The organism is Staphylococcus chromogenes, from assembly GCF_029024625.1.
GTDB lineage: Bacteria > Bacillota > Bacilli > Staphylococcales > Staphylococcaceae > Staphylococcus > Staphylococcus chromogenes.
This window is the reverse complement of sequence record NZ_CP118953.1, coordinates 739,203-755,468: the sequence shown is the minus strand read 5'-3', so window position 1 is coordinate 755,468 and position 16,266 is coordinate 739,203. Positions and strand designations below refer to the sequence as shown.

Sequence of the window (16,266 nt, the reverse complement as noted above, 5' to 3'; positions counted from 1 at the left end):
AATCAAGATAGCTCTCCAATGACTTTTTAATCATTTTATTCTATCTTTATACGGTCTTTCTTTCAAATTACATCATACCATTTTTGAACGACGGATTAATACTCAATCACGACCTGACTTGTCGCATAATGTTCCGTATGAGAAATGGAGACGTGAATTTTATAATCTTTAAACTCAATCACAGGTTTTCCTTGTGCATCATTGTCACAATGAATATCTTTAAATGCGAGCTCTCTCCCGAGTCCAGTCCCTAAAGCCTTACTCAACGCCTCTTTACAAGCAAACCTTCCCGCTAAAAATTCAAGTTTACGTTGTTCACTTTTGAATGTATGAAATTTTTCGAGTTCTTTGACTGAGAGAATACGTTCAGGAAAACGCGCTTGTCGCTCTAATACATGCTTGATACGAGCAATCTCTACTAAATCTATTCCAATACCATAAATCATATTTTGGCCTCATTTTCATCATTAGGATTTTCATTTTCTTCAGACGCATCATACGTTTCCATCATACCATGTTGTTTGACAAAAACGTTTAATTTTTGCGCTTGAGTTTTATGAATTAATTCGATAGACACATTACCTCCTGCTGTGGAAAGTTCGATGTTTGCAAGATGAAAGCGCCGCATCAACCAGCCTTCTTCAATTTCTATATTTTGAACACGGTATAAAGGTACACGATATTGCTTAATAAAGCATATTCCATTTTGAATAAAGACGCCGTACGTATCATACTGGTATTTAAAATGAGCATATCGATATTTAGGTATAAGAAATACAAATACTAAAGGTATCAGAACAATTAAAACGACACTGATGATTCCTAAAGTCATTTGATTAGGCCATTCAAAAAAATAGGCAGCAACCATTTCACCTATAAATATGAGGATGAGGATGAGTGAATATATGATTCCTTTTATACGTAAAACTTTGAGTCCATCTTGATGCATCCTATTCATAACGTCTCCTCCTTCAAATACCATTCACGATAAGAGGATACATTTTTAATATCCTCAAAACGAAGACCTATCGCTTCATAAGTCATTCCTTTAGCCACAAAAAAATAAAAATGACTGAGTTCTCCCCGCAACATAAGGGGATGAGCCGACTCACGATAACCAATGACTTTTTCTCGGCTTAAATAGGTTGTTTGAAAACCAAAGAGGGTTAACTGCTTCACACCGATTTGCTCGCCTTTTATCGCTGCTCCCGCATGTTTTATGGCAAGAAAACTATGCATCACTAAGTATGCAATCACTAAAAGAACGGGCAGCCAAACCCATGCACTATAAAAATAATGCACACAAGCTGCAACGATAAGCAAGGCCACACTTATGATCCAAAATCGTCGATGAAAACCGCGCCAAGGTAATCCTGTCTTAATTTGGTGAAACATGATATGAGGCACAAGGTCTGTGATAATCAGCTGAGCTTCATTTTTCTTTATAAATGGTAAAATCATCACTTTCCCATTCGTATAATCCTCATTTTTAAGATTTTGATCGCTCGTAATGATGAATGAAAATGAGGTATAGCCAAATAATGTACGTAAAAAGGAACGATTTTCCACCACGGCTTGCACTCTCGTTATAGGCACTGTAATATGTCGAATATTTAATAAACCATATTGTATATGTAAATAATCCCCTTTTCGACGTAACTTATAGCCGTAATATTTAATAATTGTGAGTAGCACACCAAAGATGTAACAGAACAATAAAATCACGATAAACGACAGAAAAGTAGCCATAACTTGATTTTTGATAATCTGGTCGACGCTCCCAAACAACCATGACCAATTAATAATATTTTGAAGCGCGCTAACAATCGGCGCAAGTGTTACGAAGGCTACAAGTATTGCACCACTTGTCATCGACATTAACAATAAATTTTTAGGAGACAAATCGTATAACATTTCTTGTACTGATTCTGTATCTTTTGTTGGAGCGCCCGCTTCGTCTTCATTCTCATTATTTCCATTCGTAAGTGTCGTTTTTATTTTTTCTACAGCTTCCCGAATATATTCACTTTGTTCGCGCGTAATGGTGTTTAATTCAATGCCATCACTTGGCGTACGGATTTGTAAATTGACACCCCCAAATAAACGGTTAACCATCGACTGCGTCGTGTCCATCGATTGGATGCGACGAATATGCAATTCTTTCCTTTCTAAGTTAAAAACACCGGAAGTCATAATAAAATATTGACCTTCAATCCAGTACCGTGTTTTATAGACCCGTAGAAGATTTGCTATAAAACTGATGAGAAAGATCGCTGTAAAAATTCCTGGAGAGAGATAACTCCATGGATTAGACCAATCGAATTGGCGCATTTGGAAAAACACAAAAATAATAACTAAAATGATATTTTGTTTAATTGCTTCAATTAAGCCTGAAATATAGGAAATCGGATGTAATTTCTGAGGGTTATACATCTGCTTCACCTCTTTCTAAGCGTGCCAAACAATACCTTTCAATTTTTTCAGACTGCTGATGATTTAAGTATGGTAATACTATTTCGTGTCCGGCTGTCACAACTTTTATTTGTGATAAATGATGATATCGAGATAAAGGATTGAAATGCGATTCTAAGAACTGAATACGTTCAATTTTTACCGCTTCATATTTTCGAAACCATATTCCTCGCTGTATCACGATTGTATCGTTAACAATTTGGTAAGCGTAAAACGAATATATCAGATAAGGACGTATTAAACGTAAGATAATATCTATAACAAGTAAACCATACAATGCAAATCGCCACCCTTTGGCAACGTCAAAAAAATGCATTCCATATAACACTAAGCCTATAAAACATCCATCGATACAAAGTTGTATTATCTGATTTTGAATTAAATATGTTTTGTATTGTTTAGGCCCTTTTTCCATCCGATTAAGCATGCCTTTAGTTTCTCCTTTTGTTTTAACATTTTATAACGATTATAGCATATTGCCTCGTAGATATAACATTCCTAGTGTATCGTATCTTTCAATAATAAAATATGTAAAAAATCAATCAACTCTATGCACGTATCTCGACGATGATATGAGTTAATCCCCATTATTAAATGTTTCTATGATAGAAAAAAAGGACAATACCTATACACTACAAATCGTTAAATTTGTAGGATAGCATTGTCCTAAAAATATGCATTATAAATTATTTTTGATGATCAGCGAAAGTGCGCCCTTTTTTCACTTTATTTTCGCGCTTGTCTTTAAAGCCATTGCCTTTTTTATTAAAGTTAGGTTTATTACCACGACGTGATTTTGAATGACGTTTACCGCCGCCTTTACGATTACCTTTAGGTTGACGATTTTTTCGTGCAAGTGGTTTTTCAAAAGTCAATTGAACTTCAACTTCATCATTAGATTCTACTAATTCTTGAAGAAGTGCTGTCACTAAGTCCGTTTGATCGTACTCTTCAAGTAACTGTTTGGCGATACTTTCAACACGTGGTTCTTTTGTCACAGCCATCCAGTTTTCAACTTTAGATTTAATTTCTTCTTCACGTGCACGTAAGACTTCTTTGCGATGTGGAGGACGTAATGCACGCATTTGGCGATGGTTGGCTTGTTCAATTTGACGAATATAATCCATTTCAATTGGATTCACAAATGTCACGGCCATTCCTTGTTTACCTGCACGACCTGTACGTCCAATACGGTGCGTATAACTTTCAGTATCTTGAGGGATGTCAAAGTTATATACATGACTTACACCAGAAATATCAAGACCACGTGCTGCAACATCTGTTGCTACTAAAATGTCAATTTGGTCATTTTTGAATTTTTTAAGTACTTCTAAACGTTTGGCTTGTGTAATGTCTCCGTGAAGGCCTTCTGCTTTATAACCTTTTGATAGTAAAGCACTTGTCAATTCATCGACACGACGTTTTGTACGACCGAACACAATCGCTAATTCTGGTTGATGAACGTCAAGGAAATTCGTGAATGTATCGAACTTTTCTAATTCTTTAACGATCGTATAATATTCATCAATTTGTGGATCTGAAAGTTCATTGTTCATCGTTTTAATAATTTCTGGTGACTTCATGAATTTTTGAACTAATTCTTGAATCGCTTTTGGCATTGTTGCTGAGAAAAGCATTGTTTGTCGATTATCAGATGGCAATTTATCCATAATGTAGCGCATATCATCGATAAAGCCCATATTCATCATTTCATCAGCTTCATCTAAAATTAATGTATCGATGTCTTGTGTTTTCAATGTACGACGGTTTAAGTGATCGATAACTCGGCCAGGTGTACCCACGACAATTTGAGGACCTTTTTTCAATGATTTGATTTGACGGTCGATCGGCATACCCCCAAATACAGTGACAACTTGAACTTTTTGACCACGGCTGAATTCTCTTAATTGTTCTGCAACTTGCATCGCAAGTTCACGTGTTGGTGCTAAGATGAGGGCACGTACACCTTCTTTACCAACTACTTTTTCAATTAATGGGATACCAAATGCACCTGTTTTTCCTGTTCCAGTTTGTGCTTGGCCCAAAATATCTAAATTTTTAAGAGCTGATGGGATGCTATCCTTTTGTATCGGTGTAGGTTCCGTAAATCCCATCGCCTCTAATGTTTCAGCTGTTCTTTCTGAAACACCTAAGCTTGTAAAATTTTGCAAAGTCATTCTCCTTTTTTTGGATCTTATTTCTCATAATTTATCTCAATAATGATTTTTCCAACTTCTCCATATTACCACCTGTATGCTAATTGCGCAATAAAGCAAATACGTATAATCACATATTCTTATTAAAATACTAAGTTTTTATAAGCAGTTTAAACCACGTGTAAAGCTATAAACTTACAACGATAACATTAAAAATTAGCTATAAAAAATAGCTATTTGAGACATAAATAATATTATTAATTCACAAGCGTAAGTTATAAAATTTTTTGACCAACTCAATTTCATCGAACTAAGTTGTATCAAAATAGCCATCAAAATTTATGCTCAGATAAATTTTGATGGCTTTCTAACTTTAGGTTTGGCATTATAAATCCATGCCCAAAGAAATATTGAGCTATCAATCACTTAATGCTCTTTGCTTTTTTGGATACAAATGAGTTATGTTTGTTCAATTAACGCATCAACAACTTCTTCTAACTTCATCCCACGCGATCCTTTCACAAGCACCTTATCACTAGCTGATAATATAGATGCAATATAACGCGTCATTTTTGTTTTATCATTAAAATGTATTGCTTCTTCCACATGACGTTTTCCTTTTTCATGGATGTCCAGGGCAGCTTCTCCATAAGTATACAACATTTGTATTTTTTTATTTTCTAGGTATTGTCCTACACTCATATGTAATATTTTAGATTGCTCTCCCAATTCTAAAACATCACCTAAAATCAATATTTTGCGCCCTTCCATTTGACTTAATGTATCAATGGCTGCTTTCATACTTGTCGGACTCGCATTGTAGGCATCGTTAATAATGGTCGCACCATTGTGTGCTTGAAATTTTTGCATGCGCATACCTGTCAATTGCAGATGATTCAGTTGAGATTGTATTGTCTTTTCATCAACATCTAATAATTGCGCAATCGTAATTGCAATCGCTGCATTACGCATATTATGTTCACCTATCACTGGCAAGCGGAATTGATTTTTACTATTGATTTCAAACGTAATGCCCTCATCATCATGAGACAATATGTGACAACTAACATCATTTGAAGTATTTAATCCAATACTAATACATTGTTCCTTTGCCAAAGTTTGAACATGCGGTGTAAGAAGGGGTTCATCACCGTCATATAGCAATTTCCCCTTTTCCTTTAATCCTGATACAATTTCGAATTTTGCTTTTGCAATGCCTTCTCTCGAACCTAAATCTTGCATATGTGATTCTCCAATATTTGTAATCACAGCATAATCAGGTTCAGCAATGTTGGAGAGTAGTTCGATTTCATGAAAACCTGACATCCCCATTTCTAAAATTGAGATTTCAGTATCATGATCCAATTGAAGAATCGTTAGAGGTAAGCCGATCTCATTATTATAATTACCAAGGGTCTTTTTCACACGATAATTGGTAGATAAGACATTTTCAATCATATCTTTCGTAGTTGTTTTCCCATTAGACCCCGTTACCGCAATCACAGTTGGATTCACTTCTTTAATATAGGCCTTTGCAAGTTGTTGAAGGGCAACCAAGGTGTCTTCAACAACGATGACTGGCCCATTATTAGGAACTTCAATTTGACTGTCTCGTTGAAAAAAGGCCGCACCTGCGCCATCTCTCAAAGCCTGTTCTGTAAATTGATGCCCATCCACGTTTTCACCGACAAAAGGCACGAATAATTGCCCTTTTTCTATGTGGCGTGAATCAATAGAAACACCTTTAATAGGATGGCCTAAATAAGAAGTGTCAATTTCACAATCAATCCACTGCTTGATTTGGTTTAATGTAATTTCAATCATGCGGACACCTACTCATCAATTTTATATTTGTTTTTCTGCTTTTCTTGATGACGTTCTTTGGCGAGTGTAATTAATTTAGTAATCAACTCAGCATACGGAAGCCCCATATTTTCCCAAAGTTTTGGATACATACTATATGCTGTAAATCCAGGCATCGCATTCGTTTCATTAATATAAATTTGGTCATCTTCTGTCACAAAGAAGTCTGCACGCAATAATCCTGAACAGTCTGTAGCTTTAAAGGCTTCCACTGCCATATTTCTCAATGTCATTTGAACTTCTTCATCTAAGTCAGCAGGAATAGACAGTTGTACTTTTCCATCTTTATATTTCGATTTATAATCATAAAAAGCCACATCTTTAATTACTTCGCCTGGCCATGTTGTTTCAGGATAATCATTCCCTAAGACCGCGACTTCAATTTCTCTTGCATTAACGCCTTGTTCAATGACAAGTTTACGGTCATATAAAAAGGCCTCTTCTATCCCCTGAATCAATTCCTCTTCATTTTCACATTTACTGATTCCAACACTAGAACCTAAATTCGCCGGCTTTACAAAAACAGGGAATTCAAGTTTATCATGAACAAGTTTCAATATATTGTGTTGATATTTCTCATACTCACTACGTAAAAAGCTTACGTATGGGAGCTGAGGTAAACCGCGCTGTGCAAATAATTGTTTCATGACTAATTTATCCATAGAACTAGATGCCGCCAACACACCATTACCCACATAAGGAATATCTAGGACTTCAAATAAGCCTTGAATTGTGCCATCTTCACCATTTGGTCCGTGTAGCAATGGAAATACGGCGTCATAGCGACCGCCTTGGCTACTTTGTGTTAACATCGTTGAAATTTCACCTTCGTGAGATTGATCTAAATGCAACACATGAATGTCATTGATTTGATCTGAAATATTTTCTTTTTTTCTCCATACTCCATCATTAGTGATATATATAATGTCAATATGATACTGCTCTTTGTCAATGGCATTTAACACATTTTGAGCAGTTAAAATTGATACATCATGTTCGGCACTTTTACCGCCGTATATAATACATAACGCTTCTTTTGACATAAGTCCGCCTCCAAATCTTATTCTAAACTCCATATTACCATGAGAGCATTACGAAATGCATGTATTTTCAAAGGAATAGCAACTCATATTCGCAAAATAGTGCGAAGTTCTGTACAATCATAATAGATATAATATGATATTTTTTCGTAAAGGAGATTACTATGGCTTCATCTCGTCAACATACCCATAAATCTTTACGACACCGCTTAGATTGGAAACTCATCACATTGATACTTATCCTTTGTGTCATTAGTGTGATGACGATACACTCTGCGATGGGCGGCGGTCAATATAGTATGGATTTTGGGATTAGACAAATTTTTTATTACATATTAGGTGCTGTTCTTGCGTTTCTTATTATGATTGTCTCACCAAAAAAAATCCGAAAATATACCTTTGCTATCTATTTTATTTTCATTGTCCTTTTGATTGGATTAATTTTATTACCCGAAACAGCAATCACTCCAATTATTAATGGTGCCAAAAGTTGGTACCGCTTCGGGCCAATTAGTATTCAGCCTTCTGAATTCATGAAAATTGTGCTTATTTTAGCCATTTCAAAGGTAGTTGCTCAACATAATAGATTTACATTTAATAAATCTATAGAAACCGATTTTATGTTAATCCTAAAAATCATTGGCGTCACAATTCTTCCTGTCCTTCTCATTTTATTACAAAATGACTTGGGCACAACGCTCGTTATTATGGCGATTATCGCGGGGATTATTATCGTCAGCGGCGTTTCTTGGAAGATTTTAACTCCGTTATTTGGGGCGTTTATCTTTTTAGCTGCAAGCGTGATATTATCTATTTTATTTAAACCGAGTCTCATTGAAAATTTAGCAGGGATTAAAACGTATCAACTCGGACGTATTAATTCATGGCTCGACCCCTACACTTATAGTTCTGGGGATGGCTTTCACTTAACTGAATCTATGAAAGCAATAGGATCAGGTCAACTCATTGGTAAAGGGTTTAATCAAGGTGAAGTGTATATCCCTGAAAACCATACAGACTTTATTTTTTCAGTAATCGGAGAAGAATTTGGATTTATTGGGGCTGTCGTCCTTATCGTTATTTATTTACTATTGTTAATGCATCTACTTAAGCGCGCTTCTCAAACAGAGGACTTATTTAACAAATCATTTATTATAGGTTATGTGAGCTTATTGTTATTCCATATTGTTCAAAATATCGGTATGACGATTCAATTATTGCCAATTACAGGGATTCCGTTACCTTTCATTAGTTATGGCGGAAGTTCTTTATGGAGCTTAATGGCAGGTATTGGTATTCTTTTAAGTATGCGTTACCACGCTCCTAAAAAGTATGATGAGCTTAGTACCCATGAATCTTCTACGAAATATAAATAATTCAAATTTAACTTCTTATAATCAAAATAAGAGAAGATAGCATATGGAACACGCTATCCTCTCTATTTTGTTAGACTACCATTTAAAAACCACACACTTCGTTTGTACTTAGTGTGTGGTTTTCAATTTAATATATTAACTCATGTGTTTACAAATAGCGTAAAATTAAAATGCTATTTCAGTTTCTCTGTTGCAGGTTTTGCATTGGGTAGTGATCGCATAATGTCCAATCGTGATTTTGTTTTTTTAACTTTAACCCCAATTGATGATAACATATGGACCACGTTTTGAATGCGTTCATTCTGTTTTGCCATATTATCACCCCGCATATGTCTAACTTCTCTCTAATCATACCCTACTTTACTACTTGTGACTACATAAAATTTAATTTTTTTCATTTTTATTTATGAATATGCTTAAGTCGTAAAGCGTTTAATACGACAGATACAGAACTGAATGCCATCGCAGCACCTGCCACCCAAGGGGCTAAAAATCCTAAAGCTGCTATTGGAATCCCTACGATGTTATAACAAAATGCAAAAAATAAGTTTTGTTTGATATTTCGTATTGTTAATTCGCTCATTTTTAACACTTCTGGGATTTGTGAAATGTGATTATGCACTAAAGCAACGTCAGCAGATTCAATTGCAATATCAGTACCAGAACCCATTGCAATTCCGATATCACTTTGTGTTAGAGACGGGGCATCATTAATCCCGTCGCCCACCATCATCACTTTCTTGCCTTGTTGTTGGATATCTTGAACAATTTTTGCTTTTTGTTCAGGTTTAACCTCAGCATATAGATGTGAGATACCTAATTCGTCCGCAATAGCTTTGACTGTCTTCTCACTATCGCCACTTAATAGGACTACGTCGTATTTCTTTCTTAGTTGTTGAATCGTTTCTTTCACGCGTTCTTTAGGTTCATCACGCAAGGCTATCATCATCACAAGTGCTTGATTCACTTCGACACCAATGACTGTGGCCCCCTGTGATTCCCACATGTTTTGTTGCGCTTTCATCGATGCTGTAACTTGAGATGTTGAGGACAAATAAGCAATCGAGCCAATTTTTATATGATTATTTTGGATATGGCCTGATATGCCATTGCCAATGTGTGTTTCATAATCATCGACAGTCACGTAGGGCGTATCTTCAAAATAATTCACAAGTGCTTTAGAAAGTGGATGTTCAGATTGTGCTTCCAAACTTTTTATAAAGGTCTCGATTGGAGACACTTTTTCAAATTCGACTACGCCAATGACTTCAGGCGTACCTGTAGTGAGTGTGCCTGTTTTGTCAAAAACAATCGTGTCAATTTGACGGGTTTGTTCGAGGCTTTCAGCTGATTTAAATAATATCCCTGCTTCAGCTGCTCTTCCTGAACCTACCATTATTGATGTAGGTGTAGCTAAGCCTAATGCACATGGACATGCAATAACAATCACCGAAATAAAAATTTCTAATGCATGTGTAAAATCAAAGGGCATCAAAATAAAGAACCACAACAGAAAAGCAAAAAGGGCAATTAAAACGACAGTCGGCACAAAAATATTTGAAATTTTGTCCGCTAATCTTTGGATGTGTGGCTTTTTCGTTTGCGCTTCTTCAACCACTTTTATAATTTGATTTAATACAAGATCTTCACCAACATGAGTGACACGTGCTTTAATGAAGTTTGTTTCATTTAATGTGCTCCCAATCAGTGCATCTCCTGTTTGTTTTTCTACAGGAATACTTTCTCCCGTAATCATAGATTCATTAACGGTTGTAAAACCTTCAATTACTTCTGCATCAAGTGGAATATAGGCGCCACTTTTCACACAAATGACATCACCTACACGAACTTGTTCAATGGGCATTTTAACTTGCTCCCCGTTGCGTACAACAATGGCATCTTTTACTTGCAATGCTGCTAATTTTTTAATCGCATCACTCGCATGTCCTTTTGCTCGTTTCTCAAAGTACTTTCCAAGCAAAATAAGCGTAATTAATACAGCACTTGTTTCAAAATAAAGTGGAATATGCCCTTCATGGCCACTATGAATCACCATTAAATAGATACTATAAAAGTAGGCAGCTGATGTTCCCATTGCCACAAGTACATCCATGTTCGCACTTTTATTTTTTAACGCTTGCCATGCACCAATATAAAATTGGGCGCCTAGTATAAATTGAATGGGTGTTGCAAGAATGAGTTGAAACCATGGATTCATCAACAGTTTCGGTACAGGTACAAAATTTAAAAATGAGAAATGGGCAAACATAGTATAAAGTAACGGTAAAGCAAGTAACGCAGAAATAAGGAATTTATATTTTTGTTTTTTTAATTCTTTTTGACTTTGTTGCTCAGTTGACGCATTGTCTTGTATTTCATGGGCTTCAAACCCAATTTGAGATACTTTTTGAAATATAGTTTCCTGATTGATTTGACTAGGGTCATATTTAACCGTTGCCTTTTCCATGACTAAATTCACAGTCGCTTCCTCTATAGCTTCTTCCCTGTTCAAAATACGTTCAATTCGTGTTGCACAAGCCGCACAATGCATGCCAGAAATTTGGTATGTCTCTTCTTTCATCAAGACGACCTCCCATACCCATAAGGGGTATAATAAAATTTAAAAATGAGAGGGCCAAGCACACTTATTTATATAAACGTGCGCCCTCCCCCGCTCTGTACTCTAATTATCATAAAACTTCACTCAGTGACAAGTTGTCCTATTTTACTTCGTAACCTGCATCATAAATACATTGTTTGACATCATGTAATGCGCCATCATCCATTAATTCTACAATGACATGATCTTCATCAGGTGTCGCCACAACAGAAAGTACCTCTTTATTTTCTTTAACCGCTGATTCCACCGCTTCTTTACAATGGTTGCATGTCATTCCTTCAACATTAATAGTATGTTTAGCCATTTTACATTTCTCCTTTTTCTGTACGAATCACCGTAATACCGGCATCGTAAATTTCTTTTTCTAACGTATTTAAATTGGAAGGTGTCTCATATTGAATTGTAATCGATTGTTGCTCTGTATCGATACTTATATCCTTAACACCTATCATTTGATGTAAACGTTGCGCCACACTCTCTTTACGTTCTGTTGAATGAATTCCCTCTACGTAAACTATACTCTTTTGCATGATGGCCTCCCACTAATCTTTCATTAATTTTTGGAAAGTCACTAACAACTCTTCCATAGCTTCAGTTTCTTTACCCGCTTCAATTTTTCGAGTAATACACCCTTTCATATGATAGTCTAACAATTTTGTTGCTACACTGTTGAGGGCTGAGCGCGTAGCTCTTATTTGTGTTAATACATCATCACAATAAACATTTTCATCAATCATACGATTAATCGCTCTCACTTGACCTTCAATTCGATTTAAACGTGAAGTCAAATTTTTTTTAATTTCTGTTGAATGATGTGCATGTTCTTCCATGGCTACACCTCCATTGAATGATTGCACTTTCATAATATACCTATACAGGGTATAAGTCAAGGCGTTAATTTTTTCTAAAATGCATAAATAAATGATATAATTGCATAAATTCGTATTTATAAGGAGGGTTCTAAAATGGTGGAATTAAGCAACGCCACAGTCATTGATGGCGATGTTTGGATTAATTACGTATTATTAGGATTATTTATATTAAATATTTCCTTCGTTTTTACCATTATCTTTATGGAACGTCGTAGTGCCGGTTCAATTTGGGCGTGGATTTTAGTTTTATCTTTATTCCCAATTATAGGGTTTATTTTATATTTATTATTCGGACGCCAAATTCAAAGAAAATCTATATTTAAAATATCTGAAAAGGATCAAAAAGGATTAAATCAATTAGTAAACCAACAGTTAGTTGCACTTAAGAAGGATAATTTTGATCCAGATAACCCTCATATTAAACAATATAAACGTATGATTCGTGCTTTATTGTATAATAATGCGGCTTTCTATACGAATCAAAATAATATTGAGGTGTTGCTCGAGGGTAACGAAAAGTTTAATCGTTTAAAAGAAGATATCAAGAATGCTAAAAAATATATACACATTCAATATTACATTTTTCGAAAAGATACTCTCGGTAAAAGTATTATTGACTTACTTGAAGAAAAGCTCGATGAAGGTTTGGAAGTCAAAATGTTATATGATGATATCGGCTCTAAAAGTTTGTCATTACGAGATTTAAAAGATTTCAAACGTAAAGGAGGTCTTGCGGAAGCCTTTTTTCCTTCTAAATTGCCATTGATTAATTTTCGTATGAATAATCGAAATCACCGAAAAATTGTCGTCATCGATGGCAAAATTGGTTATGTTGGAGGATTTAACGTCGGCAATGAATATCTAGGATTATCTAAAAAGTTTGGCCCATGGCGAGATACCCATTTAAGAATAGAAGGCGCCGCCGTTCATGCGCTTCAACTACGCTTTATTTTAGATTGGAATTCACAATCTTCTAGACATGATATTGAAAATCAGCCTAAATACTTTCCTAAGGTTGAAATAGGGAACACAGAAAATGTCGGCGTTCAAATTGCTTCAAGTGGTCCAGATGAATTTTGGGAGCAAATTAAGTATGGCTATTTAAAAATGATTAATATGGCTAAAAAAGATATTTATATCCAGACTCCTTATTTTGTTCCTGATCAATCTTTTATTGATGCCTTACAAATTGCCGCGCTCGGTGGCGTTAATGTCCATTTGATGATTCCTTGTAAACCTGATCATCCCTTCGTTTATTGGGCAACATATAAAAATGCCGCAACATTGCTAGATGTGGGCGCAAAAGTGTATCTTTATGAAGATGGCTTTTTACATGCAAAAACTTTAACTATTGATGATGAGATTACGAGTGTCGGCACCACAAATATGGACAATCGTAGTTTTGCCCTCAATTTCGAAGTGAACGCATTCGTTTATGATAAAAATATTGCTAAACAAGTCCGTGAGAGCTTTGAAGAAGATTTAAAAGTATGTACTGAATTAACAAAAGAACGGTATGCAGAGCGCAGTTTATGGATAAAATTTAAAGAATCGATTAGCCAGTTGCTCTCGCCAATATTGTAAGAGGGTGTGAAATTTTGAAAGAACAGCTCGTTAAAGCTAAAAATTATATGGAACATTTTCATCAAGCCGATGTCACAGGTCATGACATTGCGCATATTCGTCGTGTCGTCGCGATGGCAAAATTGATCGCTCAAGACTATCCAGAAGCCAATATTTTTGTCATTGAGATGGCCGCCTTACTTCACGATACCATCGATGATAAACTTACAGAATCAAATGCAAGGACAGAACTTTTATCCTTCTTAACCAACATTCAAGTCTCATCTCAAGACCAACAACATATCTTATATATTATTGACCATATGAGCTTTCGAAAATCACAAACACTATCCACAATTGAAGGACAAATCGTCCAAGATGCCGATCGCCTTGATGCATTAGGTGCTATTGGCATAGCAAGAACATTTCAATTTGCCGGTCACTTTAATGAACCTATGTGGACCGGTAATGTGTCAGAGAGTGCGTTGAATCATATAGACATTACGACGTTACCCCCTTCTGCAATTAAACATTTTTATGAAAAATTGTTAAAATTAAAAGATTTGATGAACACACCAAAAGCAAAGGCCATAGCCCAAGAACGCCACACGTTTTTAAAACAATTTTTGTCCCAATTTTTTAAAGAGTGGGTAGAATAAAAAATAAAGAACCGACTTTCAATTTTGAAGAAAGTCGGTTCTTTATTTTAATTATTTTTTCTTTTTCTTAGAAACTACTTGAGTATTTTTACCTGATTTGTTGCTGGCTTTCTTTTCTTGTTCAAACTTTTTAATCATTGGTTCAACTTCAGCTTTGGCTTTTTTACCATAAACGACGTTGGCAACGTAGGTTTGAACCACTAAGAATGCGGCAGATACTGACCAGTACAAACCTAATGCGGCTGCTGAACTAAATGAAATCCACACAATCATAATTGGTGAGATAATCATCATCATGACAGCCATTTGCTTTTGCTCAGGTGGCATGTGCATACTTGAGACATAGGCTTGAATAAAATATAAAATACCCGCGATAATCGTAATCCAAATATCTGGCTTATCGAGTTGGAACCACAAAAAGTCTGAGTACTCTGTGATACCCCCACCTGTCGGATATTTTAAGACAAAGAATAAAGCCATGATAATCGGCATTTGCAAAATAAGCGGTAAACACCCTAACATACTTGCAACTGGATTCATATCATATTTTTTGTAAACTTGCATCATCTCTTGGTTCGCAGCCATTTTATCTTCTTGCGTACGCGCACGTTTTACTTTTTCTTGTGCTTCTGTAATTTCAGGTTTTGCAATCTTCATTTTTTCACGCATCATGTGCATGTTTTTGTAATTTGATAACATGAACGGTAATAATACAATACGTACTACTAACACGATGATGATAATTGCTAGGCCATAATTATTATTTAAATGGTCACCTAACCAATGAATTAAATGATCCATTGGAGAAACAAACGTGTTGTAGAAAAAGCCTGTACGGTTTTCAGGCTTACTATAATCACACCCAGCTAATAACAGGACGACCCCAAGTAGTGTCGCCAGTAGCGCTTTGTTCTTCATTTTTCCACCTCTAAAGATATATTCACATAAATGTTATTTTATCACACATCTTCTTAGTGTGGAAACATAAACCAGAATAAAAGCGAATTTAATTGAAATACTTTAAATATCGTGACACAGTTTTTTCAATATTTGAACTGTGTGTAATAGATGAAATTGTCGCAACACCATCTGCCCCATTCTTTTTCAAAGAAGCGACGTTTTCTTCTGTGATTCCACCTATGGCTACGATAGGAATCATTTCATCATATTCGCGTAGGCGACGTATCATTTCCACCCCACCTGGCTGCTTGGCGTCCGTCTTAGAAGACGTATGATACACTGGTCCTACTCCAATGTAATCGACATGTGTTAAATCGGACTGATCATACTCTTTAAAATTACTAATACTTAACCCTATAATTTTATCTTTGCTTTGATCAATAAACGTCTCAATTTTAGCATCATCTTGTCCAACATGAATCCCATCCGCTCCAATTTTTATAGCGAGTGCAACATCATCATTGACAATAAAAGGGACATGATACTGTCGACATAAGGCCATGAGCGAACGTGCTTTTCTTTCTTTAGCTTCTCCACTTAACGATGAAGGCCCTTTTTCTCGAAATTGGAACATTGTAATCCCTGCTGCTAATGCTTTTTCTAATATCTCTTCAAGAGACCCTTTTTTCACATCTTGTGTCCCTGCAATAAAATATACTTGTAGTTGTTTACGTTGGAATTTCAT

General features: G+C 35.6%; 17 protein-coding genes. 3 read left to right on the top strand and 14 right to left on the bottom strand.

Translation table 11 applies throughout. The features are described from left to right. Nucleotides 1-95: 95 nt before the first annotated feature. The 7 genes from acpS to PYW36_RS03520 all read right to left on the bottom strand — a co-directional run bounded on the left by acpS (nt 96) and on the right by PYW36_RS03520 (nt 7,534). Nucleotides 96-446 carry a holo-ACP synthase gene (acpS, locus tag PYW36_RS03550; protein ID WP_037577181.1) on the bottom strand — a complete coding sequence of 117 codons (351 nt, stop codon included), beginning with the start codon at nt 444-446 and terminating at the stop codon, nt 96-98. After that, nucleotides 443-958, bottom strand: a complete 516-nt coding sequence (locus PYW36_RS03545) for a PH domain-containing protein (protein ID WP_051605021.1) — start codon at nt 956-958, stop codon at nt 443-445. The genes acpS and PYW36_RS03545 overlap by 4 nt, the downstream gene beginning before the upstream one ends. Continuing rightward, entirely contained in the window at nt 955-2,433 is a 1,479-nt protein-coding gene (locus PYW36_RS03540; protein ID WP_037577183.1) for a PH domain-containing protein, read from the bottom strand. The genes PYW36_RS03545 and PYW36_RS03540 overlap by 4 nt, the downstream gene beginning before the upstream one ends. Continuing rightward, a complete protein-coding gene (locus PYW36_RS03535; protein ID WP_051605022.1) occupies nt 2,426-2,899 on the bottom strand; it encodes a PH domain-containing protein in 474 nt (157 codons plus the stop codon). The genes PYW36_RS03540 and PYW36_RS03535 overlap by 8 nt, the downstream gene beginning before the upstream one ends. A gap of 259 nt (nt 2,900-3,158) precedes the next feature. Further along, a complete protein-coding gene (gene cshA / locus PYW36_RS03530; protein WP_103159486.1) occupies nt 3,159-4,643 on the bottom strand; it encodes a degradosome RNA helicase CshA in 1,485 nt (494 codons plus the stop codon). Between the two features lie 444 nt (nt 4,644-5,087). After that, nucleotides 5,088-6,452 carry a UDP-N-acetylmuramoyl-tripeptide--D-alanyl-D-alanine ligase gene (locus PYW36_RS03525; protein WP_103159261.1) on the bottom strand — a complete coding sequence of 455 codons (1,365 nt, stop codon included), beginning with the start codon at nt 6,450-6,452 and terminating at the stop codon, nt 5,088-5,090. Nucleotides 6,453-6,460: 8 nt separating this feature from the next. Continuing rightward, complete coding sequence (locus PYW36_RS03520; protein WP_037577189.1) at nt 6,461-7,534, bottom strand: D-alanine--D-alanine ligase; 1,074 nt, start codon at nt 7,532-7,534, stop codon at nt 6,461-6,463. 161 nt (nt 7,535-7,695) lie between these two features. Here PYW36_RS03520 and PYW36_RS03515 point away from each other — a divergent pair, with 161 nt between their 5' ends. Next, entirely contained in the window at nt 7,696-8,907 is a 1,212-nt protein-coding gene (locus tag PYW36_RS03515) for an FtsW/RodA/SpoVE family cell cycle protein (RefSeq protein ID WP_037577191.1), read from the top strand. A 173-nt stretch (nt 8,908-9,080) separates the two neighbouring features. Here PYW36_RS03515 and PYW36_RS03510 read toward each other — a convergent pair whose 3' ends face one another. From PYW36_RS03510 to csoR, 5 genes are all read right to left on the bottom strand, one after another. Then, complete coding sequence (locus tag PYW36_RS03510) at nt 9,081-9,221, bottom strand: Lmo0850 family protein (RefSeq protein ID WP_086375151.1); 141 nt, start codon at nt 9,219-9,221, stop codon at nt 9,081-9,083. A gap of 86 nt (nt 9,222-9,307) precedes the next feature. Beyond that, nucleotides 9,308-11,488 (bottom strand): heavy metal translocating P-type ATPase, encoded by a 2,181-nt coding sequence (locus PYW36_RS03505; protein ID WP_229717319.1) that lies wholly within the window; start codon nt 11,486-11,488, stop codon nt 9,308-9,310. A 139-nt stretch (nt 11,489-11,627) separates the two neighbouring features. Further along, nucleotides 11,628-11,831, bottom strand: coding sequence for a heavy-metal-associated domain-containing protein (locus PYW36_RS03500; RefSeq protein ID WP_103159259.1), 204 nt, complete (start codon nt 11,829-11,831; stop codon nt 11,628-11,630). 1 nt (nt 11,832) lies between these two features. Then, the gene (gene csoZ, locus PYW36_RS03495; RefSeq protein WP_103159258.1) at nt 11,833-12,057 is read right to left on the bottom strand and encodes a putative copper chaperone CsoZ; all 225 of its coding nucleotides are present in this window, start codon (nt 12,055-12,057) and stop codon (nt 11,833-11,835) included. Nucleotides 12,058-12,069: 12 nt separating this feature from the next. Then, nucleotides 12,070-12,357, bottom strand: a complete 288-nt coding sequence (gene csoR / locus PYW36_RS03490) for a copper-sensing transcriptional repressor CsoR (protein WP_103159257.1) — start codon at nt 12,355-12,357, stop codon at nt 12,070-12,072. A 135-nt stretch (nt 12,358-12,492) separates the two neighbouring features. Between csoR and cls the strand changes: the two genes are divergently transcribed. Together cls and PYW36_RS03480 are read left to right on the top strand one after the other, a co-directional pair. Then, the gene (gene cls / locus PYW36_RS03485; protein WP_037577201.1) at nt 12,493-13,983 is read left to right on the top strand and encodes a cardiolipin synthase; all 1,491 of its coding nucleotides are present in this window, start codon (nt 12,493-12,495) and stop codon (nt 13,981-13,983) included. Between the two features lie 47 nt (nt 13,984-14,030). Further along, nucleotides 14,031-14,621 (top strand): HD domain-containing protein, encoded by a 591-nt coding sequence (locus tag PYW36_RS03480; RefSeq protein WP_103159262.1) that lies wholly within the window; start codon nt 14,031-14,033, stop codon nt 14,619-14,621. A 51-nt stretch (nt 14,622-14,672) separates the two neighbouring features. Here the strand turns inward: PYW36_RS03480 and yidC are convergent, their stop codons facing one another. Together yidC and thiE are read right to left on the bottom strand one after the other, a co-directional pair. Next, nucleotides 14,673-15,539 (bottom strand): membrane protein insertase YidC, encoded by an 867-nt coding sequence (gene yidC / locus PYW36_RS03475; RefSeq protein ID WP_103159256.1) that lies wholly within the window; start codon nt 15,537-15,539, stop codon nt 14,673-14,675. 88 nt (nt 15,540-15,627) lie between these two features. Beyond that, nucleotides 15,628-16,266, bottom strand: coding sequence for a thiamine phosphate synthase (gene thiE, locus PYW36_RS03470; RefSeq protein ID WP_103159255.1), 639 nt, complete (start codon nt 16,264-16,266; stop codon nt 15,628-15,630).

Coding starts and splice junctions, on each gene's coding strand:
- acpS (WP_037577181.1), bottom strand. CDS start 446: ATGATTTATGGTATTGGAATAGATTTAGTAGAGATTGCTCGTATCAAG.
- PYW36_RS03545 (WP_051605021.1), bottom strand. CDS start 958: ATGAATAGGATGCATCAAGATGGACTCAAAGTTTTACGTATAAAAGGA.
- PYW36_RS03540 (WP_037577183.1), bottom strand. CDS start 2,433: ATGTATAACCCTCAGAAATTACATCCGATTTCCTATATTTCAGGCTTA.
- PYW36_RS03535 (WP_051605022.1), bottom strand. CDS start 2,899: ATGCTTAATCGGATGGAAAAAGGGCCTAAACAATACAAAACATATTTA.
- PYW36_RS03525 (WP_103159261.1), bottom strand. CDS start 6,452: ATGATTGAAATTACATTAAACCAAATCAAGCAGTGGATTGATTGTGAA.
- PYW36_RS03520 (WP_037577189.1), bottom strand. CDS start 7,534: ATGTCAAAAGAAGCGTTATGTATTATATACGGCGGTAAAAGTGCCGAA.
- PYW36_RS03515 (WP_037577191.1), top strand. CDS start 7,696: ATGGCTTCATCTCGTCAACATACCCATAAATCTTTACGACACCGCTTA.
- PYW36_RS03510 (WP_086375151.1), bottom strand. CDS start 9,221: ATGGCAAAACAGAATGAACGCATTCAAAACGTGGTCCATATGTTATCA.
- PYW36_RS03505 (WP_229717319.1), bottom strand. CDS start 11,488: ATGAAAGAAGAGACATACCAAATTTCTGGCATGCATTGTGCGGCTTGT.
- PYW36_RS03500 (WP_103159259.1), bottom strand. CDS start 11,831: ATGGCTAAACATACTATTAATGTTGAAGGAATGACATGCAACCATTGT.
- csoZ (WP_103159258.1), bottom strand. CDS start 12,057: ATGCAAAAGAGTATAGTTTACGTAGAGGGAATTCATTCAACAGAACGT.
- csoR (WP_103159257.1), bottom strand. CDS start 12,357: ATGGAAGAACATGCACATCATTCAACAGAAATTAAAAAAAATTTGACT.
- cls (WP_037577201.1), top strand. CDS start 12,493: ATGGTGGAATTAAGCAACGCCACAGTCATTGATGGCGATGTTTGGATT.
- PYW36_RS03480 (WP_103159262.1), top strand. CDS start 14,031: ATGGAACATTTTCATCAAGCCGATGTCACAGGTCATGACATTGCGCAT.
- yidC (WP_103159256.1), bottom strand. CDS start 15,539: ATGAAGAACAAAGCGCTACTGGCGACACTACTTGGGGTCGTCCTGTTA.
- thiE (WP_103159255.1), bottom strand. CDS start 16,266: ATGAAATTCCAACGTAAACAACTACAAGTATATTTTATTGCAGGGACA.